This is a genomic window from Ruixingdingia sedimenti (genome assembly GCF_031432425.1).
In the GTDB taxonomy this organism is placed as follows: domain Bacteria; phylum Pseudomonadota; class Alphaproteobacteria; order Rhodobacterales; family Rhodobacteraceae; genus Ruixingdingia; species Ruixingdingia sedimenti.
Genome location: NZ_JAVKPH010000033.1, coordinates 18,265 through 32,675 on the forward strand (window position 1 = coordinate 18,265; position 14,411 = coordinate 32,675).

The 14,411-nt window shown below is 69.4% G+C and carries 16 protein-coding genes and 1 tRNA gene; 6 read left to right on the forward strand and 11 right to left on the reverse strand.

The window, feature by feature from the left end; genetic code table 11:
- The first annotated feature begins 140 nt into the window (after nucleotides 1-140).
- The 4 genes from crcB (at nucleotide 141) to RGD00_RS19350 (ending at nucleotide 3,453) form a co-directional block, all read left to right on the forward strand.
- The gene (gene crcB, locus RGD00_RS19335) at nucleotides 141-518 is read left to right on the forward strand and encodes a fluoride efflux transporter CrcB (RefSeq protein WP_310458914.1); all 378 of its coding nucleotides are present in this window, start codon (nucleotides 141-143) and stop codon (nucleotides 516-518) included.
- A complete protein-coding gene (locus tag RGD00_RS19340; protein ID WP_310458915.1) occupies nucleotides 515-1,558 on the forward strand; it encodes an RluA family pseudouridine synthase in 1,044 nt (347 codons plus the stop codon). The genes crcB and RGD00_RS19340 overlap by 4 nt, the downstream gene beginning before the upstream one ends.
- Nucleotides 1,555-2,271: an ATP12 family chaperone protein gene (locus RGD00_RS19345; protein ID WP_310458916.1), complete on the forward strand. Its 717-nt coding sequence runs from the start codon at nucleotides 1,555-1,557 to the stop codon at nucleotides 2,269-2,271. Before RGD00_RS19340 ends, RGD00_RS19345 begins: the two co-directional genes overlap by 4 nt.
- A gap of 165 nt (nucleotides 2,272-2,436) precedes the next feature.
- On the forward strand, nucleotides 2,437-3,453 hold the full coding sequence (locus RGD00_RS19350) for an amino acid ABC transporter substrate-binding protein (RefSeq protein ID WP_310458917.1): 1,017 nt from the start codon (nucleotides 2,437-2,439) through the stop codon (nucleotides 3,451-3,453).
- 6 nt (nucleotides 3,454-3,459) lie between these two features.
- Here RGD00_RS19350 and RGD00_RS19355 read toward each other — a convergent pair whose 3' ends face one another.
- The 11 genes from RGD00_RS19355 to rpmH form a co-directional block, all read right to left on the reverse strand.
- Complete coding sequence (locus RGD00_RS19355; protein WP_310458918.1) at nucleotides 3,460-3,966, reverse strand: SixA phosphatase family protein; 507 nt, start codon at nucleotides 3,964-3,966, stop codon at nucleotides 3,460-3,462.
- Nucleotides 3,963-4,613 (reverse strand): ferredoxin, encoded by a 651-nt coding sequence (locus tag RGD00_RS19360; protein ID WP_310458919.1) that lies wholly within the window; start codon nucleotides 4,611-4,613, stop codon nucleotides 3,963-3,965. Before RGD00_RS19360 ends, RGD00_RS19355 begins: the two co-directional genes overlap by 4 nt.
- Complete coding sequence (gene argB / locus RGD00_RS19365; RefSeq protein WP_310458928.1) at nucleotides 4,610-5,488, reverse strand: acetylglutamate kinase; 879 nt, start codon at nucleotides 5,486-5,488, stop codon at nucleotides 4,610-4,612. The genes RGD00_RS19360 and argB overlap by 4 nt, the downstream gene beginning before the upstream one ends.
- Before the next feature lie 78 nt (nucleotides 5,489-5,566).
- A complete protein-coding gene (gene yihA / locus RGD00_RS19370) occupies nucleotides 5,567-6,217 on the reverse strand; it encodes a ribosome biogenesis GTP-binding protein YihA/YsxC (protein WP_310458920.1) in 651 nt (216 codons plus the stop codon).
- Entirely contained in the window at nucleotides 6,214-6,963 is a 750-nt protein-coding gene (locus RGD00_RS19375; protein WP_310458921.1) for an MOSC domain-containing protein, read from the reverse strand. Before RGD00_RS19375 ends, yihA begins: the two co-directional genes overlap by 4 nt.
- Nucleotides 6,960-8,759, reverse strand: coding sequence for a membrane protein insertase YidC (gene yidC / locus RGD00_RS19380; RefSeq protein WP_310458922.1), 1,800 nt, complete (start codon nucleotides 8,757-8,759; stop codon nucleotides 6,960-6,962). The genes RGD00_RS19375 and yidC overlap by 4 nt, the downstream gene beginning before the upstream one ends.
- Nucleotides 8,760-8,939: 180 nt before the next feature.
- Nucleotides 8,940-10,475 carry a putative bifunctional diguanylate cyclase/phosphodiesterase gene (locus tag RGD00_RS19385; protein ID WP_310458923.1) on the reverse strand — a complete coding sequence of 512 codons (1,536 nt, stop codon included), beginning with the start codon at nucleotides 10,473-10,475 and terminating at the stop codon, nucleotides 8,940-8,942.
- A gap of 71 nt (nucleotides 10,476-10,546) precedes the next feature.
- Entirely contained in the window at nucleotides 10,547-11,434 is an 888-nt protein-coding gene (ttcA, locus tag RGD00_RS19390) for a tRNA 2-thiocytidine(32) synthetase TtcA (RefSeq protein ID WP_310458924.1), read from the reverse strand.
- Nucleotides 11,435-11,556: 122 nt separating this feature from the next.
- Complete coding sequence (gene yidD, locus RGD00_RS19395; protein ID WP_310458925.1) at nucleotides 11,557-11,820, reverse strand: membrane protein insertion efficiency factor YidD; 264 nt, start codon at nucleotides 11,818-11,820, stop codon at nucleotides 11,557-11,559.
- The gene (gene rnpA / locus RGD00_RS19400) at nucleotides 11,817-12,260 is read right to left on the reverse strand and encodes a ribonuclease P protein component (protein ID WP_310458926.1); all 444 of its coding nucleotides are present in this window, start codon (nucleotides 12,258-12,260) and stop codon (nucleotides 11,817-11,819) included. The genes yidD and rnpA overlap by 4 nt, the downstream gene beginning before the upstream one ends.
- A gap of 44 nt (nucleotides 12,261-12,304) precedes the next feature.
- Nucleotides 12,305-12,439: a 50S ribosomal protein L34 gene (gene rpmH / locus RGD00_RS19405; protein ID WP_023666388.1), complete on the reverse strand. Its 135-nt coding sequence runs from the start codon at nucleotides 12,437-12,439 to the stop codon at nucleotides 12,305-12,307.
- Nucleotides 12,440-12,699: 260 nt separating this feature from the next.
- Between rpmH and RGD00_RS19410 the strand changes: the two genes are divergently transcribed.
- Both RGD00_RS19410 and RGD00_RS19415 read left to right on the forward strand, forming a co-directional pair.
- The gene (locus tag RGD00_RS19410; protein WP_310458927.1) at nucleotides 12,700-14,094 is read left to right on the forward strand and encodes a sensor histidine kinase; all 1,395 of its coding nucleotides are present in this window, start codon (nucleotides 12,700-12,702) and stop codon (nucleotides 14,092-14,094) included.
- Nucleotides 14,095-14,156: 62 nt separating this feature from the next.
- Nucleotides 14,157-14,233, forward strand: a tRNA-Arg gene (locus RGD00_RS19415).
- Nucleotides 14,234-14,411 lie beyond the last annotated feature (178 nt).

Below are 14,411 nucleotides of genomic sequence, written 5' to 3' on the forward strand. Positions count from 1 at the left end.
AGAAATGCGGCCCTGTTCACTTTCTGTCCTTAAATATCCCGGGGGTCCGGGGGCTGGCCCCCGGCACTGTCCGCGCGGCGCGCGCAACGGTGAAGGGCAGGGCAGTTGACAACCGCCGCGCGGCCCCGCAGGTAGGCGCAATGATCGGGGCGGTTCTTCAGGTGGCGGCGGGCGGTGCGCTCGGGGCGGTGGCGCGGTTTCTGGCCGTGCGCGGCGCGCTGGCCTGGTTCGGGCCGGGGTTCCCCTGGGGCACGTTCATCGTCAACGTGTTGGGGGGCTTCGTGATGGGGCTGCTGGCCGTCTGGCTGGAGGCGCGGGGGCTGATGCGGTGGGCGCCCTTCTTCCTCACCGGGATTCTGGGCGGTTTCACCACCTTTTCGGCCTTCACCATCGACGCCTTCCTGCTGTGGGAACGCGGCGCGGTGGGGCTGGCGGCGGTCTATGTGCTGGGTTCGGTCGCGCTGTCGCTGGCGGGGCTGGTGCTGGGGGTGCTGCTGATGCGGGGGATGCCGGCATGAGCGGCGTGCAGATGCTGACGGTGACGGCGGACGAGGGAGGCGCGCGGCTGGACCGCTGGCTGCGCAAGCGGTTTCCGCAACTGACCCAGGGCGCGGTGGAGAAGCTGTGCCGCACCGGGCAGTTGCGGGTCGATGGCGGGCGCGTCAAGGCCGCCGACCGGGTCGAGGAAGGCATGGTCGTGCGCGTGCCGCCGCTGCCCGATGCCCCCGCCCCTGCCGCCCCCCGCGTGCCCGGTATGACCGAGGCCGATGCCCGCATGATCCAGGCCGCGGTGCTGTGGAAGGACGAACATATCATCGCGATCAACAAGCCCGCGGGCCTGCCGAGCCAGGGCGGTTCGGGCCAGGGGGACCGGCATGTGGACGGTCTGACCGAGGCGCTGAAATTCGGTTACAAGGAACGGCCCAAGCTGGTCCACCGTCTGGACAAGGACACCTCGGGCGTTCTGCTGCTGGCGCGCACCGACCGGGTGGCCCGCGCGCTGTCCGAAGGGTTCCGCCTGCGCGGCACCCGCAAGATCTATTGGGCCGCCGTGGCGGGCCTGCCGAACCCGAAGATGGGCACGATCCGCTTCGGCCTGCTGAAGGCGCCGGGGCGGGGCGGGGATGAAAAGATGCGCTGCATCCACCCGGCCAAGGTCGACCAGACCGAGGGCGCGAAACGCGCGACCACCGATTACGCGGTGCTGGAGGCGCTCGGCACGCGGGCGGCCTGGGTGGCGCTGGTGCCGGTGACGGGGCGCACCCACCAGTTGCGCGCGCATATGGCCGAAATCGGGCATCCGATCGTGGGCGACGGCAAATACGGCGGGTCCGGGCAGGAAAACCTGGGCGATGGCTGGGGCGCGCAACTGGGGGGCGAGATCAGCCGCAAGCTGCATCTGCATGCGCGCTCGATCAGTTTCGACCATCCGGTCACGAAGAAACGCCTCACCCTGACCGCGCCGCTGCCCGATCACATGCAGCGCACGTGGAAGATCTTCGACTGGCACGAAAACGACGTGCCCGCCGATCCCTTCGCCGATGAGGACGCGCAATGAGCGGCTGGAAGGCGAAACGTTTCTGGACCACGGTGGAGGTCGTGCCAGAGGGCGCGGGCTTTGCCATCACGCTGGACGGCAGGCCCGTGCGCACCCCGGCCAAGGCGCCGCTGCTGCTGCCCACCGTGGCGATGGCCCATGCCGTGGCGGCCGAATGGGCCGCGCAAGAGGGCGAGGTGAACCCAGCCGCCATGCCCTGCACCCGGTCGGCCAATGCCGCCATCGACAAGGTGGCCCCCCAGTTCGACGAGGTGGCCGCCCTGATCGCCGCCTATGGCGAGACCGACCTTCTGTGCTATCGCGCCGAGGCCCCGGCGGCGCTGGCGGCGCGGCAGGCGGCGGCCTGGGATCCGCTGCTGGACTGGGCGGGGGGCGCGCTGGCGGCGCCGCTGGCGCGGACGGCGGGTGTCGTGCCTTGTGCGCAGGATCCCGGGGCGCTGGCGCGGCTTGGTGCCGCGGTGCGGGCGCAGACGCCGTTCCAGCTGGCCGCGCTGCACGATCTGGTGGCGATTTCGGGCTCGCTGGTGCTTGGCCTTGCGGTGATCGCCGGACGGCTGACGGCGGAGGGGGCCTGGGCCGCCTCGCGCATCGACGAGACCTGGCAGACCGAACAATGGGGCGAGGATGCAGAGGCCGTGGCGGCCGAAACGCTGCGCCACCGCGATTTCCTGCATGCGGCGCGGTTCCATGGGCTGGCAAGTGCGGCGGCCTGACGGGCCCCGCAACGCCGCGACGGAACGGAGGCAAGGCTTGACGACATTCGCCGGATCGGCACAGACTGCAACATCCGTCCGCCCCACGGGGCGCGCGGTCCCCTCGCCCGGCAAGCAAGGCAAAAACAGACGGCGGGCGATGGCGGAGATTCGGGAAAGGCGCGCATGAAAGCATCTGTTCTGTTCGGCACGCTTGTCGCGGCCACGGGCCTTGGCGCGGGCCTGTCGGCTGCGGCCACGCTGGACGAGGTGAAGGCCCGCGACACACTGAACTGCGGCGTCAGCACCGGGCTCGCCGGTTTCGCCGTCCGCGACACGAACGAGAACTGGTCCGGCTTCGACGTCGCCCTGTGCCGGGCGGTGGCGGCGGCGGTTCTGGGCGATCCCTCCAAGGTGCGCTATGTGCCGACCACGGAACAGACCCGCTTCCCCCTGCTGGAAAAGGCGGAAATCGACCTGCTGGCGCGCAATTCCGCCTGGACCTTCGCGCATGACGCGGGCGCCGGGGTCGATTTCGCGGGGGTCAGCTATTATGACGGCCAGGGTTTCCTGGTGCGCAAGGATCTGGGCGTGTCCTCGGCCAAGGAACTGGAAGGCATGCGGATCTGCGTCCAGTCGGGGGCCTCTACCGGGGTGATCCTCGCCGACTATTTCAAGATCAACAACATGACCTACAGCCGCGTCGCGGTGGATGGCGCCGACAGCGAAAAGCCCTATCTGGCCAATGCCTGCGATGTGTTCACCGCCGGCGTATCCAGCCTTGCGGCCATGCGCGCCTCTTTCGCGGACCCGGAAAACCACATCATCCTGCCCGAGGTCATTTCCAAGGAACCGCTCGGCCCGGCGGTGCGGCAGGGCGATGACGAATGGGGCGACATCGTGCGCTGGACGCTGAACGCCCTGATCGCGGCAGAGGAATACGGCATCACCTCGGCCAATCTGGAGGAAATGTCGAAGGGCACCCAGAACCCCGAAATCAACCGCCTTCTGGGGGCGGAGGGCGATCTGGGCGCGATGCTGCGGCTGGACCGTGGCTGGGCCAAGCGCGCCATCGCCGCGGGCGGGAACTATGGCGAGATCTTTGCCGCCACCATCGGGGAAACGACGCCCATCGGGCTGGCGCGCGGGCTGAACGCGCAATGGACGCAGGGCGGCCTGCTGTACGCGCCGCCCTTTCGTTGAGCCCGTTCAGACGGCCGGCTCGCGCGGTACGATGAAATCCACCACCGCGCCCGTGCCGAACTTCACCTCGGCCCAGGTCGCCGCGCTGAAATCCGCGACCAGCGTCGCCCCGGTCGGGTAGCGCGCGAAATCGGCGCTGGCGGGCGCGCGGGCGACGATGCGCTGCGCGAAATCGGCGATGCCGGGGTTGTGGCCCACCATCATCACGCAATCCGCCGTGGCATGGCGCAGAACCGCCAGCATCACATCCGCCCCGGCATGATAAAGCGCGGGTTTCAGCGCCACTTCGGGCGCGGCGGGCAGGGCAGGGGCGATGCCCGCCCATGTTTCGCGGGTGCGCAGCGCGTCGGAACACAGCACCTCGCCCGGCAGATAGCCGCGGCTGGCCAGCCATTGCCCCAGATCCGCCGCGGCCCGTTGCCCGCGCGCGTTCAGCGGCCGGTCATGGTCGGGCAGCAGCGGGTCGTCCCAGCTGGATTTGGCGTGGCGGGTCAGGATCAGGCGGAGTGTCATGGATGGAACTGCCTCATGTGATAGGCGGACTGGACGGCCATCCTGCCATAGCTTTGCGAGACCGGACAGGCCCGGCGCACGCGGCAGCCCGCCGCACGGCAATCTTCGCCCGGCGGTGTGTCCAGAAAGGCGTGGCAGGCGGGCACGTCATAGCCCGCGGGGGTCAGCGCGCCGGCGGGGCAGGCGGTCAGGCAGGGTTTCGCGGCACAACTCTCGCATGGCGGTGCGGGTGGGGGCGGCAACACCAGCCGGTCGCGCAGCGCCAGCGCCCCGCGGTAGGACACCATCAGCCCCGCGGTATCATGCACCAGCAGCCGCACCGGGCTTTGCCATGCCCGCCCCGACCGCAGCGCCCACCGGAAGAACGGGTGCCACGGCGGGCCGCCGAAGGGAAACAGCGCCTTGGCGCGCAGGTCGCAGGCCAGCCGCCCGATCACCCGGCGCGACCAGCGGTCCACCGGGTCGGGCTTGCCATCGGCCCATTCGGGCTGCGCCGTCAGATGGACCCAGAACCCGGGTTCGGCGGGGCCGAGCAGGACCAGTGTCTGCACCCCTTCGGGCGCGTCATCCTCCGGCACGGGGTGAAACGCGCCGAACACCGCCAGCCCATGCGCCGCCGCCTGCGCCGCGACTTCGGCCAGCGTCATGCCCCGCGCGGCTTCACCCGCGGTTCGGTCGACCGGATCAGGCTGCCCGCGCCATGGTCGGTGAACAGTTCCAGCAAACAGGCGTTGGGGATGCGCCCGTCGAGGATCACCACCGCGCGCACGCCGTTTTCCAGCGCGGCCAGCGCGGTTTCGGTCTTGGGGATCATGCCGCCCGCGATCACGCCATCGGCGGTCATCTGGCGGACCTCTTCGGGCGTCAGCTGGGTCATCACCTCGCCCGCCGCGTTCTTGACCCCCGACACATCGGTCAGCAGCAACAGCCGGTCGGCCTTCAGCGCCCCGGCGATCGCGCCCGCGGCGGTGTCGCCGTTGACGTTGAAGGTCTCGTTCGGGTTCATGCCGGTGGCGACGGGGGCGACGACGGGGATGATCCCGGCGGCGAAGAGATCGCGCAGCACCTGCACGTTCATTTCCACCGGCTTGCCGACGAAGCCCAGTTCGGGGTCGTCGGCCTCGCACACCATCAGGTCGTCGTCCTTGCCCGACAGGCCCACCGCGCGGCCGCCTTCATCCATGATCGCCTGCACGATGCGCTTGTTGACCAGCCCGGTCAGCACCATTTCCACCACCTCGACGGTGGCCTTGTCGGTCACGCGCTTGCCGCGCACGAAGTCCGACTTGATGCCGAGGCGGCCCAGAAGGTCGTTGATCATCGGCCCGCCGCCATGCACGACGACCGGGTTCACCCCCACCTGCCGCATCAGCACGATGTCGCGGGCGAATTCGGCCATCGCGGCCTCGTCGCCCATCGCATTGCCGCCGAACTTGATGACGACGACCGCACCGGCATAGCGTTGCAGATAGGGAAGCGCCTCGGAAAGCGTCCGGGCGGTGGCGACGGGATCACGCATCATGGCAAGCTGCTTCTTCATGGGGTGGCGTCCGTTGGGGCATCGGGCCCCGTGGTAGCGGCAATGGCGCGCGCTGCCAAGCTATTCGAGCGTGGCGATGATCGCGCGCAGGGTTTCCACCCCCTCGCCCTTTTCCGACGAGGTGACGACGATTTCCGGGTAGGCCGCCGGATGCGCCGCCAGCGCGCCCTGCACCTGCGCGATGGTCGCCTCGCGCGTGGCCTTGTTCACCTTGTCGGCCTTGGTCAGTACCACCTGAAAGGTGACGGCCGAACGGTCGAGCAGTTTCAGGATCTCGTGGTCCACCGCCTTGATGCCATGGCGCATGTCGATCAGCACGAAGGCGCGGCGCAGGGTGACGCGGCCGGCGAGGTATTGTTTCAGCAGTGCCTGCCATTTGGCGACCACCGCCACCGGCGCCTCGGCATAGCCATAGCCGGGCAGGTCCACCAGATAGCGGTCCTCGCCGAGCGCGAAATAGTTGATCTCCTGCGTCCGTCCCGGCGTGTTCGATGCGCGGGCGAGCGTCTTGCGCCCGGTCAGCGCGTTGATCAGGCTGGATTTGCCGACGTTGGACCGCCCGGCGAAACAGACCTCCACCCGGTCGGGCGGGGGCAGGCCGGCCATCGCCACCACGCCCTTGACGAAGGTGACGGGGCCCGCGAACAGCAGCCGGCCCTTTTCGCGCGCGGTATCCTCGGGTTCCGGGGCAAGGGGGAAACGCAGGGTCACAGCCGCACCTCATCGCCTTGCCGGATCGTACCGCCCGCGATCACGCTGGCGTAGACGCCGAAATCCTGATGCCCCCACCCCGTTTGCAGCGCGCCGAGCGTATCGGCATCCACCTGCCCGGTTTCGGGGTTGACCGTGGTCGCGGCGCAGCGGGTGATGCGTTCCTTCACCAGCAGCCGCACGGGGCCGATGGCGATTTCCTGACCGATCAGGCCGAATTCGGCGAAAGGCTCCGCCCCCTGGACCCACAGGTTGCCGCGCCAGCGGTGGATCGACAGATCCCGCCCCATCGCCGCACCCAAAGCGCGGTTGGTGGCCAGCGACAGGATGGAAACGCTCTGCCACGGGCTGTCGGTCAGCGCGACATCGCCCCGCACGATATGCGTGGGTGCGGGCCGGTCGGGCGGGGTCAGCGGGCCTGCCCAGTCCAGAAAGCCGGGCAGGGCGGCGGGGTCGTCGGGGCTCAGCACATGGGTGCCGAGGTCGGGATGGCGCAGGGTGACGCGGCGGTTTCCCTCGTCCAGCGCGGCGGTCATCGCCATCAGCCCGGGCACCTTGGCGCCGCGGGCAAAGTTCGTGCAGGGCACCCATTCGCCTTCGTCCCGCAGCCGCGCCGCCGCATGCGCCACCGCCCAGTGGCGGTCGAAGGGCAGCGACGCCCCCGCCGAAAGGACAACGGACGCGAGTTCCTCGCGTCCGTGGCCCTTGATCGGGTGGCGGAAGATATGGGCCAGCCACGCCGTCATTTCGCGGGCTTCTTCCTTTTGAAGCCCGACTTGATGTTGCCGAACAGGTCCGGCTTGTGCCCGTGGCTGCGCATGATGATGTATTGCTGGGTGAAGGTGATCACGTTGTTGGTGATCCAGTAGAGCACCAGCCCGCTGGCGAAGCTGCCCAGCATGAACATGAACACCCAGGGCATCCAGGCAAAGATCTGCGCCTGCACCGGGTCGGTCGGCGCGGGGTTCAGCTTCTGTTGCAGCCACATGCTGATCCCCAGAAGGATCGGCAGCACCCCGATGAACGCCATCGCAAGGATCGTCCCCGGTTCCGGCGTGCCCCAGGGCAGCAGGCCGAAGAGGTTGTAAAGCGACGACGGGTCCGGCGCCGACAGGTCGCGCAGCCAGCCGAAGAACGGCGCATGGCGCAGTTCCAGCGTGACGAAGATCACCTTGTAGAGGCTGAAGAAAATCGGGATCTGAAGAAGGATCGGCAAACAGCCCGCGGCGGGGTTCACCTTCTTTTCCTTGTAGAGCTTCATCATCTCGACCTGCATCTTCTGCCGGTCGTCGCCCACCTTTTCCTTCAGCGCCTCCATTTCCGGCTGAAGTTCCTTCATCCGCGCCATCGAGACGTAGGATTTGTAGGCCAGCGGGAAGAGGATCGCCTTGAGCACGACGGTCAGCGCGATGATCGCCAGCCCCATGTTGCCGATCTGGGCATGCAGCCAGTGCAGCACGGCGAACATCGGTTTGGTCAGGAAGAAGAACCAGCCCCAGTCGATCGAATCGATGAAGCCGGGGATGCCTTCGGCGTTCTGGTAATGGCGGATGGTTTCCCATTCCTTGGCGCCGGCAAAGACGCGCGTCGCGGTCTCGGCGCTGGCGCCGGGGGCGAGCGTGATCGCGGGCAGGCGCGTCTCGGTCTGGTAGATGTCGGCCGAGGGGACGTATTTGACCACCGCGGTGAAGGGCTTGCCCTGTTCGGGGACCAGCGTGGTCATCCAGTATTTGTCGGTAAAGCCGAGCCAGCCGTCGACCAGCGCCTCTGTCACCTGGGCGCGCGCGCCCTCGCGTTCGACCACCGGCAGTTCGGTCAGGTCGTCATAGTCCATCTCGTTCAGCTTGCCGTCGGTGCGGCCCACCACGCCTTCGTGCAGCACGAAGAAGTTCTGCAGGTCGGTGGGCTCGCCATGGCGCGCGACGATGCCATAGGGGGCCAGCCGCACCTCGGCGTCCGAGGCGTTTTCCACCGCGTCGGTGACGGTGAACATGTAGTGGTCGTCGACCGCGACGGTGCGGGTGAAGCTCAGCCCGCGGGCATTGGTCCAGCGCAGCACCACCGGCGTTTCGGGCGTCAGGGTATTGCCGCCGACCTGTTCCCAGACGGTATTCGCGCCCGGCACGTCGTCATAATCCAGCGTCCCGCCCGGGGCCCAGCCGAACAGCGTGTAATAGGCGTTCGCCCCGCCGACCGGGCGCAGCAAGCGCACGATGTCGGACCCGGGGGCAAGCGTTTCGGCATAGCCCTTGAGCGACAGGTCGTCGATGCGCCCGCCGACGAGCGAGATCGAGCCCGTGAGCCGGGGCGAGTCGATGCCGACGCGCGGCGCCTCTGCCGTCGCGGCGGGGGCCGGGGTGTCCGCCCCTTCCGCCGCGGGCGGCGGCGTGGCGGTGCCGGGGGCGGCGCCCTGAAGCTCGGTCGCCGTGGGGGGCGTGGCGGGGGCGGGTGGTTCCTCCGGGGGGAAGAAGAAGAACCACGCCAGGATCACGAGGAAGCTGAGCGCGGTTGCAAGGATGAGATTCTTGTTCTGATCGTCCATGACGCGACCACCACCTGTCCTTTGCCGGTCAGCGTGCTTCAACAGAAGGGGGGCGCAAAGGTCAAGCGGATTCCCCGTCCGGCGGGGGCGCGGGGGGGAATCGGCCCTGTGCGGGCCCGGGGGATGGGCCCGGATGCCCGGCCCGGCGGCGATCAGACCCGCACGGGGCCGCCCCCGCGATCATCCCTTGCCCGCGCGCTGGCCGATCCGCGGCATGGCGGCGATGCGGGCGCTGTGGGCGCGGATCCAGTCGTCGGTGTCCGCCAGCGGCATCGGCCGGGCGATGCCGAAGCCTTGCAGGTGCCCGCAGCCCAGTTGCGCCAGCATCGCATGTTCGCCCCGGGTTTCCACCCCTTCCGCCAGCGTGTCGAGGCCGAGCCGTTCGGCCAGCGACAGGATCGCCGCCACGATGCGCTGCTGTTCGCGGTCCTCGTCCAGCCGGGTGACGAAGGACCGGTCGATCTTGAGCCGCCGCACCGCGAAGCGGCGGATATTGGTGATCGAGGTATGGCCGGTGCCGAAATCGTCGAGGTCGATGCCGCAGCCCATCCGCGCCAGCGCCGCCACGTTGTTCACGATCACGTCATTGTCGGTCTGCGCCGCCACGGTTTCCAGAATCTCGACCGACAGCCGCTCGGGGGCGAGGTCGAAACGGTCCAGTTCCCATTTCAGCCGGTCGGCGAGCCGGGGGTTGCGCAGCTCGTCCGCCGAAAAGTTCACGCCCACGGTGGGCACATGCAGCCCCGCCCGATCCCATTGTGCCAGCGCGGCCAGCGCCTGGTACAGCATCACCTCGCTCAGCCGGTCGGACAGGCCCGCATCCTCGACCGCCGGAAGAAATTCGACCGGGTTCAGCAGCCCGCGTTCGGGGTGCTGCCAGCGCGCCAGCGTCTCGAACCCGGTGATCGCGCCGGTATCGGCAGAGATCTGGGGCTGGAAATGCGCGATGATCTGGCCTTCGTCCAGCGCCACCTCCAATTGGTCGCGCAGCGCGTGATGGGCGGCGCGGCGGCGCGCCATGTCGGCGGAAAAGCCGCGGATCGCGACGGGGCCGTGGCGCAGCGCCTCGTCCGCCGCGATCTGGGCGGCATCCAGCAGCGCCGCGCCGGTCTGCGCCGGGGCGCGCGTGGCAAGGCAGAAGCCCACGGAACAGGTGACATAGATCCGCGCGGCCTCGATGCTGACGGGTTCGGCGGCGGCGCCCTGCAACCGCGCGGCCAGTTGCACCATGGTTTCCAGATCCAGCCGCCGCACCGGGCCGAGCGCGACGGCGAAGCCCCCGCCCTCCAGCCGGATCACGGCGTCAGAGGGGCGCAGCACGGCGGCGATGCGGGCCGCGGTCCGCTCGATCACCTCGGACTGCGCGCTGCGCCCGTGCCGGTCGAGCAGCGCCGCCGCATCGTCGAACAGCACCACCAGACAGCCGGTCGTCCGCCCGTCCTGCGCCGCCGCGGCCAGCGCGCGGTCGAGCGTGTCGGCGGCATCGCCGCGCGGGCCCGCCACCTCCCCCCCGTCGTCGGCCGTAAAGCGGAACGCGCCCGCGACGGCGAACAGCAAAGGCAGGCCGAGCGCGGACAGAAGCAACATCCGCTCGCCCCCCAGCCAGAAGGCCGCCAGCGTCGCCGCCGGCAGGAACACCATCAATTGCGGTTCGCGCAGCCAGCGCGCGGCACCCCGGGCCTGTCGGCGCAGTCGTGGTCGCAGTGCGATCGGCATGGCTACCCCCTTCGGATGTCTGCGGAACCAGCCGCACAACCAAGGGTTACGCCCGGAGCCTGACCGGAACGTTAATCCCGCGCGAAAAGGCGCGGCGGATTTTCGTCAAATTGTCCGGGTTCCGCCGGGCCGCGTTCCGCCCGCGCCAGCCCCGCGAAATCGAACAGCGCCGGGTCCAGCAGATGCGAGGGCCGGGCGTTCATCAGCGCGCGGAACATCACCTGCCGCCGCCCGGGCGAACGCGCCTCCCACCCGTCGAGGATCGCCTTGACCTGCTGGCGTTGCAGCCCCTCCTGACTGCCGCAGAGATCGCAGGGGATGATCGGATAGCCCATCGCGCGGGCGAATTTCTCGCAATCCGCCTCGGCCACGAAGGCCAGCGGGCGGGCGACGAACAGGTCGCCCTCTTCGTTCAGCAGCCGCGGCGGCATCGTCGCCAGCCGCCCGCCGTGGAAGAGGTTCATGAAGAACGTCTCGAGAATGTCGTCGCGGTGATGGCCCAGAACCACGGTCGAACACCCCTCCTCGCGCGCGATGCGGTAGAGGTTGCCGCGCCGCAGCCGGGAACAGAGCGAACACATCGTGTTGCCCGGCGCGATCTTGGAGGTGACGACGGAATAGGTGTCCTGATACTCGATCCGGTGATCCACCCCCATGCGGGTCAGGAATTCGGGCAGCACGGTGGCAGGAAAACCCGGCTGGCCCTGATCGAGGTTGCAGGCCAGAAGGTCCACCGGCAGAAGGCCGCGCCATTTGAGTTCGGTCAGCACCGCCAGCAGGGTATAGCTGTCCTTGCCGCCCGACAGGCACACCAGCCAGCGGTCGCCCGGGGTGGCCATGCCGTAAGCCGTGATCGCCTCGCGCGCGGATTGCACGATGCGCTTGCGCAGCTTCTTGAACTCGGTGCTTTTCGGCGCGCCGTGGAACAGCGGGTGGATGTCGTCGGTATCGTCCAGCATCGGGGCCTCGGGTCCGGGATGGGGCGGGTATGCCAGATCGGGGGCGGGTTGCCTAGGCCGGCCCCTGCGCGGGACCGCGCCAAAATCTTTCGGGCGAAAGATTTTGGCGCCCCCGGCCCCGGTCAGTGCCGGTCGCAGCGGTGGTGCGCGTCGTGGTCGGGGTCGGCGCCCGGTACGGGGTCATAGCCCGATCCCCCCCAGGGATTGCAGCGCAGGATCCGCCATGCCGCCAGCCAGCCGCCGCGAATCGCGCCGTGGCGCTCCAGCGCCTCCAGCGCATAGGCCGAACAGGTGGGCTGGAACCGGCAGCCATGCCCGACCCAGGGCGACAGCAACAGCCGGTAGGCGCGCACCGGCAGGGCGAGGAGATGCGCCAGCGGGCTCATCGCGGGGCCTTGGGCGGGGCCTTGGGCGGGGCATGCACCCGGGCGAGCGCGGCGCGCAGGTCGGCCAGAAGGTCGGCGAAGGGGCGGGTCAGCGTGGTCTCGGGCCGGCCGACCAGCACGTAATCCCACCCCGGCAGCGCCAGCCCCGGCAGCACCTCGCGCGCCACTGCGCGCAGCCGCCGCCGGGCGCGGTTGCGGGCCACGGCATTGCCGATCTTTTTGGAACAGGTGAAACCGACGCGCACCGTATCGCCCGGGGGATCGCCCGCGCCCCGTACCCGCGCCTGCAACAGGAAGCCCGGCGTGCCCTGCCGGCGGGCCTGCGCCGCGCGCAGGAAATCGGCGCGCTTCTGCAACACCTCGATCCGCGGCGGGGCGGAATGCGCAGAAGGGCCCGCGGCGCCCATGCGCCCCGACCCCTCCGAATCCTTGTCCGTCATCTGCCAGCCCCCTGCGCCGGTCGTCCGGCGGCCGGCCCGCCGGATCAGGCCGACAGGCGCTTGCGGCCCTTGGCGCGGCGCGCGGCCAGCACCAGACGGCCGCCCTTGGTGGCCATGCGGGCGCGGAACCCGTGGCGGCGCTTGCGAACCAGGTTCGACGGTTGGTAAGTGCGCTTCATTGCGGCTCTCCATCACACGAGGGCGACCCAAATCCCGGCGGGATTCGAAGGCCGCAGTCATCCGAGGCCCGTCCTTTACGGGCGCTGCGGGCCCAAGTCAATTCGCCTGCGCGCATTTTTCCGCCCCCGCGCGCGTCCCGGGGTGCGTTTGTGGCGCCTGGGCCCTTTGCTTTGCGGGGCCTTCTGCTAATCCTGTGGACGAACGGGGGGGCGAGCATGGGACAGCGGCCCCCGCGGGGCGGTTTCGGTACGGCGGTCGGATGATTCTCAATTCCCTTTCCGGGCGGTTTCTGGCGCTGACGGTGCTTTTCGTGCTTTTGGCCGAAGTGCTGATCTTTGTCCCCGCCGTTGCCCGGTTCCGCGAGGACTGGCTGCTCGAACGGCTGGAAAAGGCGCAGATCGCCTCGCTGTCGCTGCTGACGACCGATGCGCAGATCGACGCCGACCTGGAACGAGAGCTTCTGGCCAATGCCGGGGTGTTCAACGTCGTGCTGCGGCGCGATGCGGTGCGGCAACTGGTGCTGTCCTCGCCCATCCCGGGGCCGGTGGAACAGACCTACGACCTGCGCGATTCGACCGCCTGGACGCTGGTGCGCGATGCGATGCAGGTGATGATGCGCCCCGGCAACGGCGTGATCCGCGTCATCGGCAACCCGGTGCGCGAGGCGGGGTTGCTGATCGAGATCACCACCGAAACCGCCCCCCTGCGCCGGGCGCTGATCGACTATGGCCTGCGCACGCTGCTGATGTCGGCGATGATCGCGGCGGCGACGGCGGTGCTGCTGTTCCTGGCGACGCAAAGGCTGATCCTTGTGCCCATCGCGCGGGTGGTGCGCCACATGACCGCCTATGCCGCCGCGCCCGAGGATGCGCGCTCCGTCATCCTGCCCACCGCCAAGGTGCGCGAGTTGCGCGCCGCCGAAGAGGCGCTCCAGACGCTCCAGACCCAGTTGACCGGCGCGCTGCGGCAAAGGGAACGGCTGGCGCAACTGGGCAGCGCGGTGGCCAAGATCAGCCACGATCTGCGCAACATCCTGACCACGGCGCAGCTTTTCGCCGACCGGATCGAGGACAGCGCCGACCCTGCGGTGGCCCGGGCGGCGCCCAAGCTGGTGGCCTCGATCACCCGGGCGATCAACCTGTGCGAAACGACGCTCGCCTTCGGCAAGGCCGAAGAGCCGCCGCCGCGGCTTGCCCCCGTGGCGCTGCGCGGGCTGGTCGCGGATGTGGCAGAGGGTGAGGGGCTGGGCCCCGGGGGGCCGATCACCGCGCTGGTCGACGTGGCCCCGGGGCTGGTGTTGCAGGCCGATGCCGAACAACTGATGCGCGTGCTGTCGAACCTCGTGCGCAACGCAAGGCAGGCGATCGAGGCGACGGGCAAGCCCGGCACGGTGGAAATCGGCGCGGGCGAGGATGATGCCGAATGGTGGATCCGCATCGGCGACACCGGCCCCGGCCTGCCGCCCAAGGCGCTCGAGAACCTGTTCGCGGCCTTTCAGGGCGGGGTGCGCAAGGGCGGCACCGGGCTGGGGCTGGCCATCGCGGCCGAACTGGTGCGCGGCCACGGCGGGCGGCTGGAACTGGTGCGCTCGGACGCCGAGGGCAGCGAGTTCCTCATCACCCTGCCCAAGCAGACCGGCCTCGACACGGAATGACCCCGGGCATCGTTTTCGCCCTTGCCAAGCCCCCCGCCCCCCGCTAGAAGCCCCTCCACGACGCGCCCGTAGCTCAGCTGGATAGAGCACCAGACTACGAATCTGGGGGTCAGAGGTTCGAATCCTTTCGGGCGCGCCATTTTCTTCGCATCGTTCGTCTGGGGGGGCACCCGCCAGAGGCCGCCTTGGGGGCCCGTCTGGTTCTGCGGTTGTGGCGCAGGGCCCGTTTCAGACAGGTGCTGTAGCGCGGCGTCAGCTTTGGCCGAATAGGGCGTCAGCTTTGGCCGGGAAAAGTTTGCCCACCGCCCTTTCCTGAC

Excerpts from the sequence above, each read along its gene's own strand:
- crcB (WP_310458914.1), top strand. The coding sequence starts at position 141 with ATGATCGGGGCGGTTCTTCAGGTGGCGGCGGGCGGTGCGCTCGGGGCG.
- RGD00_RS19340 (WP_310458915.1), top strand. The coding sequence starts at position 515 with ATGAGCGGCGTGCAGATGCTGACGGTGACGGCGGACGAGGGAGGCGCG.
- RGD00_RS19345 (WP_310458916.1), top strand. The coding sequence starts at position 1,555 with ATGAGCGGCTGGAAGGCGAAACGTTTCTGGACCACGGTGGAGGTCGTG.
- RGD00_RS19350 (WP_310458917.1), top strand. The coding sequence starts at position 2,437 with ATGAAAGCATCTGTTCTGTTCGGCACGCTTGTCGCGGCCACGGGCCTT.
- RGD00_RS19355 (WP_310458918.1), bottom strand. The coding sequence starts at position 3,966 with ATGACACTCCGCCTGATCCTGACCCGCCACGCCAAATCCAGCTGGGAC.
- RGD00_RS19360 (WP_310458919.1), bottom strand. The coding sequence starts at position 4,613 with ATGACGCTGGCCGAAGTCGCGGCGCAGGCGGCGGCGCATGGGCTGGCG.
- argB (WP_310458928.1), bottom strand. The coding sequence starts at position 5,488 with ATGATGCGTGATCCCGTCGCCACCGCCCGGACGCTTTCCGAGGCGCTT.
- RGD00_RS19375 (WP_310458921.1), bottom strand. The coding sequence starts at position 6,963 with ATGACGGCGTGGCTGGCCCATATCTTCCGCCACCCGATCAAGGGCCAC.
- yidC (WP_310458922.1), bottom strand. The coding sequence starts at position 8,759 with ATGGACGATCAGAACAAGAATCTCATCCTTGCAACCGCGCTCAGCTTC.
- RGD00_RS19385 (WP_310458923.1), bottom strand. The coding sequence starts at position 10,475 with ATGCCGATCGCACTGCGACCACGACTGCGCCGACAGGCCCGGGGTGCC.
- ttcA (WP_310458924.1), bottom strand. The coding sequence starts at position 11,434 with ATGCTGGACGATACCGACGACATCCACCCGCTGTTCCACGGCGCGCCG.
- yidD (WP_310458925.1), bottom strand. The coding sequence starts at position 11,820 with ATGAGCCCGCTGGCGCATCTCCTCGCCCTGCCGGTGCGCGCCTACCGG.
- rnpA (WP_310458926.1), bottom strand. The coding sequence starts at position 12,260 with ATGACGGACAAGGATTCGGAGGGGTCGGGGCGCATGGGCGCCGCGGGC.
- rpmH (WP_023666388.1), bottom strand. The coding sequence starts at position 12,439 with ATGAAGCGCACTTACCAACCGTCGAACCTGGTTCGCAAGCGCCGCCAC.
- RGD00_RS19410 (WP_310458927.1), top strand. The coding sequence starts at position 12,700 with ATGATTCTCAATTCCCTTTCCGGGCGGTTTCTGGCGCTGACGGTGCTT.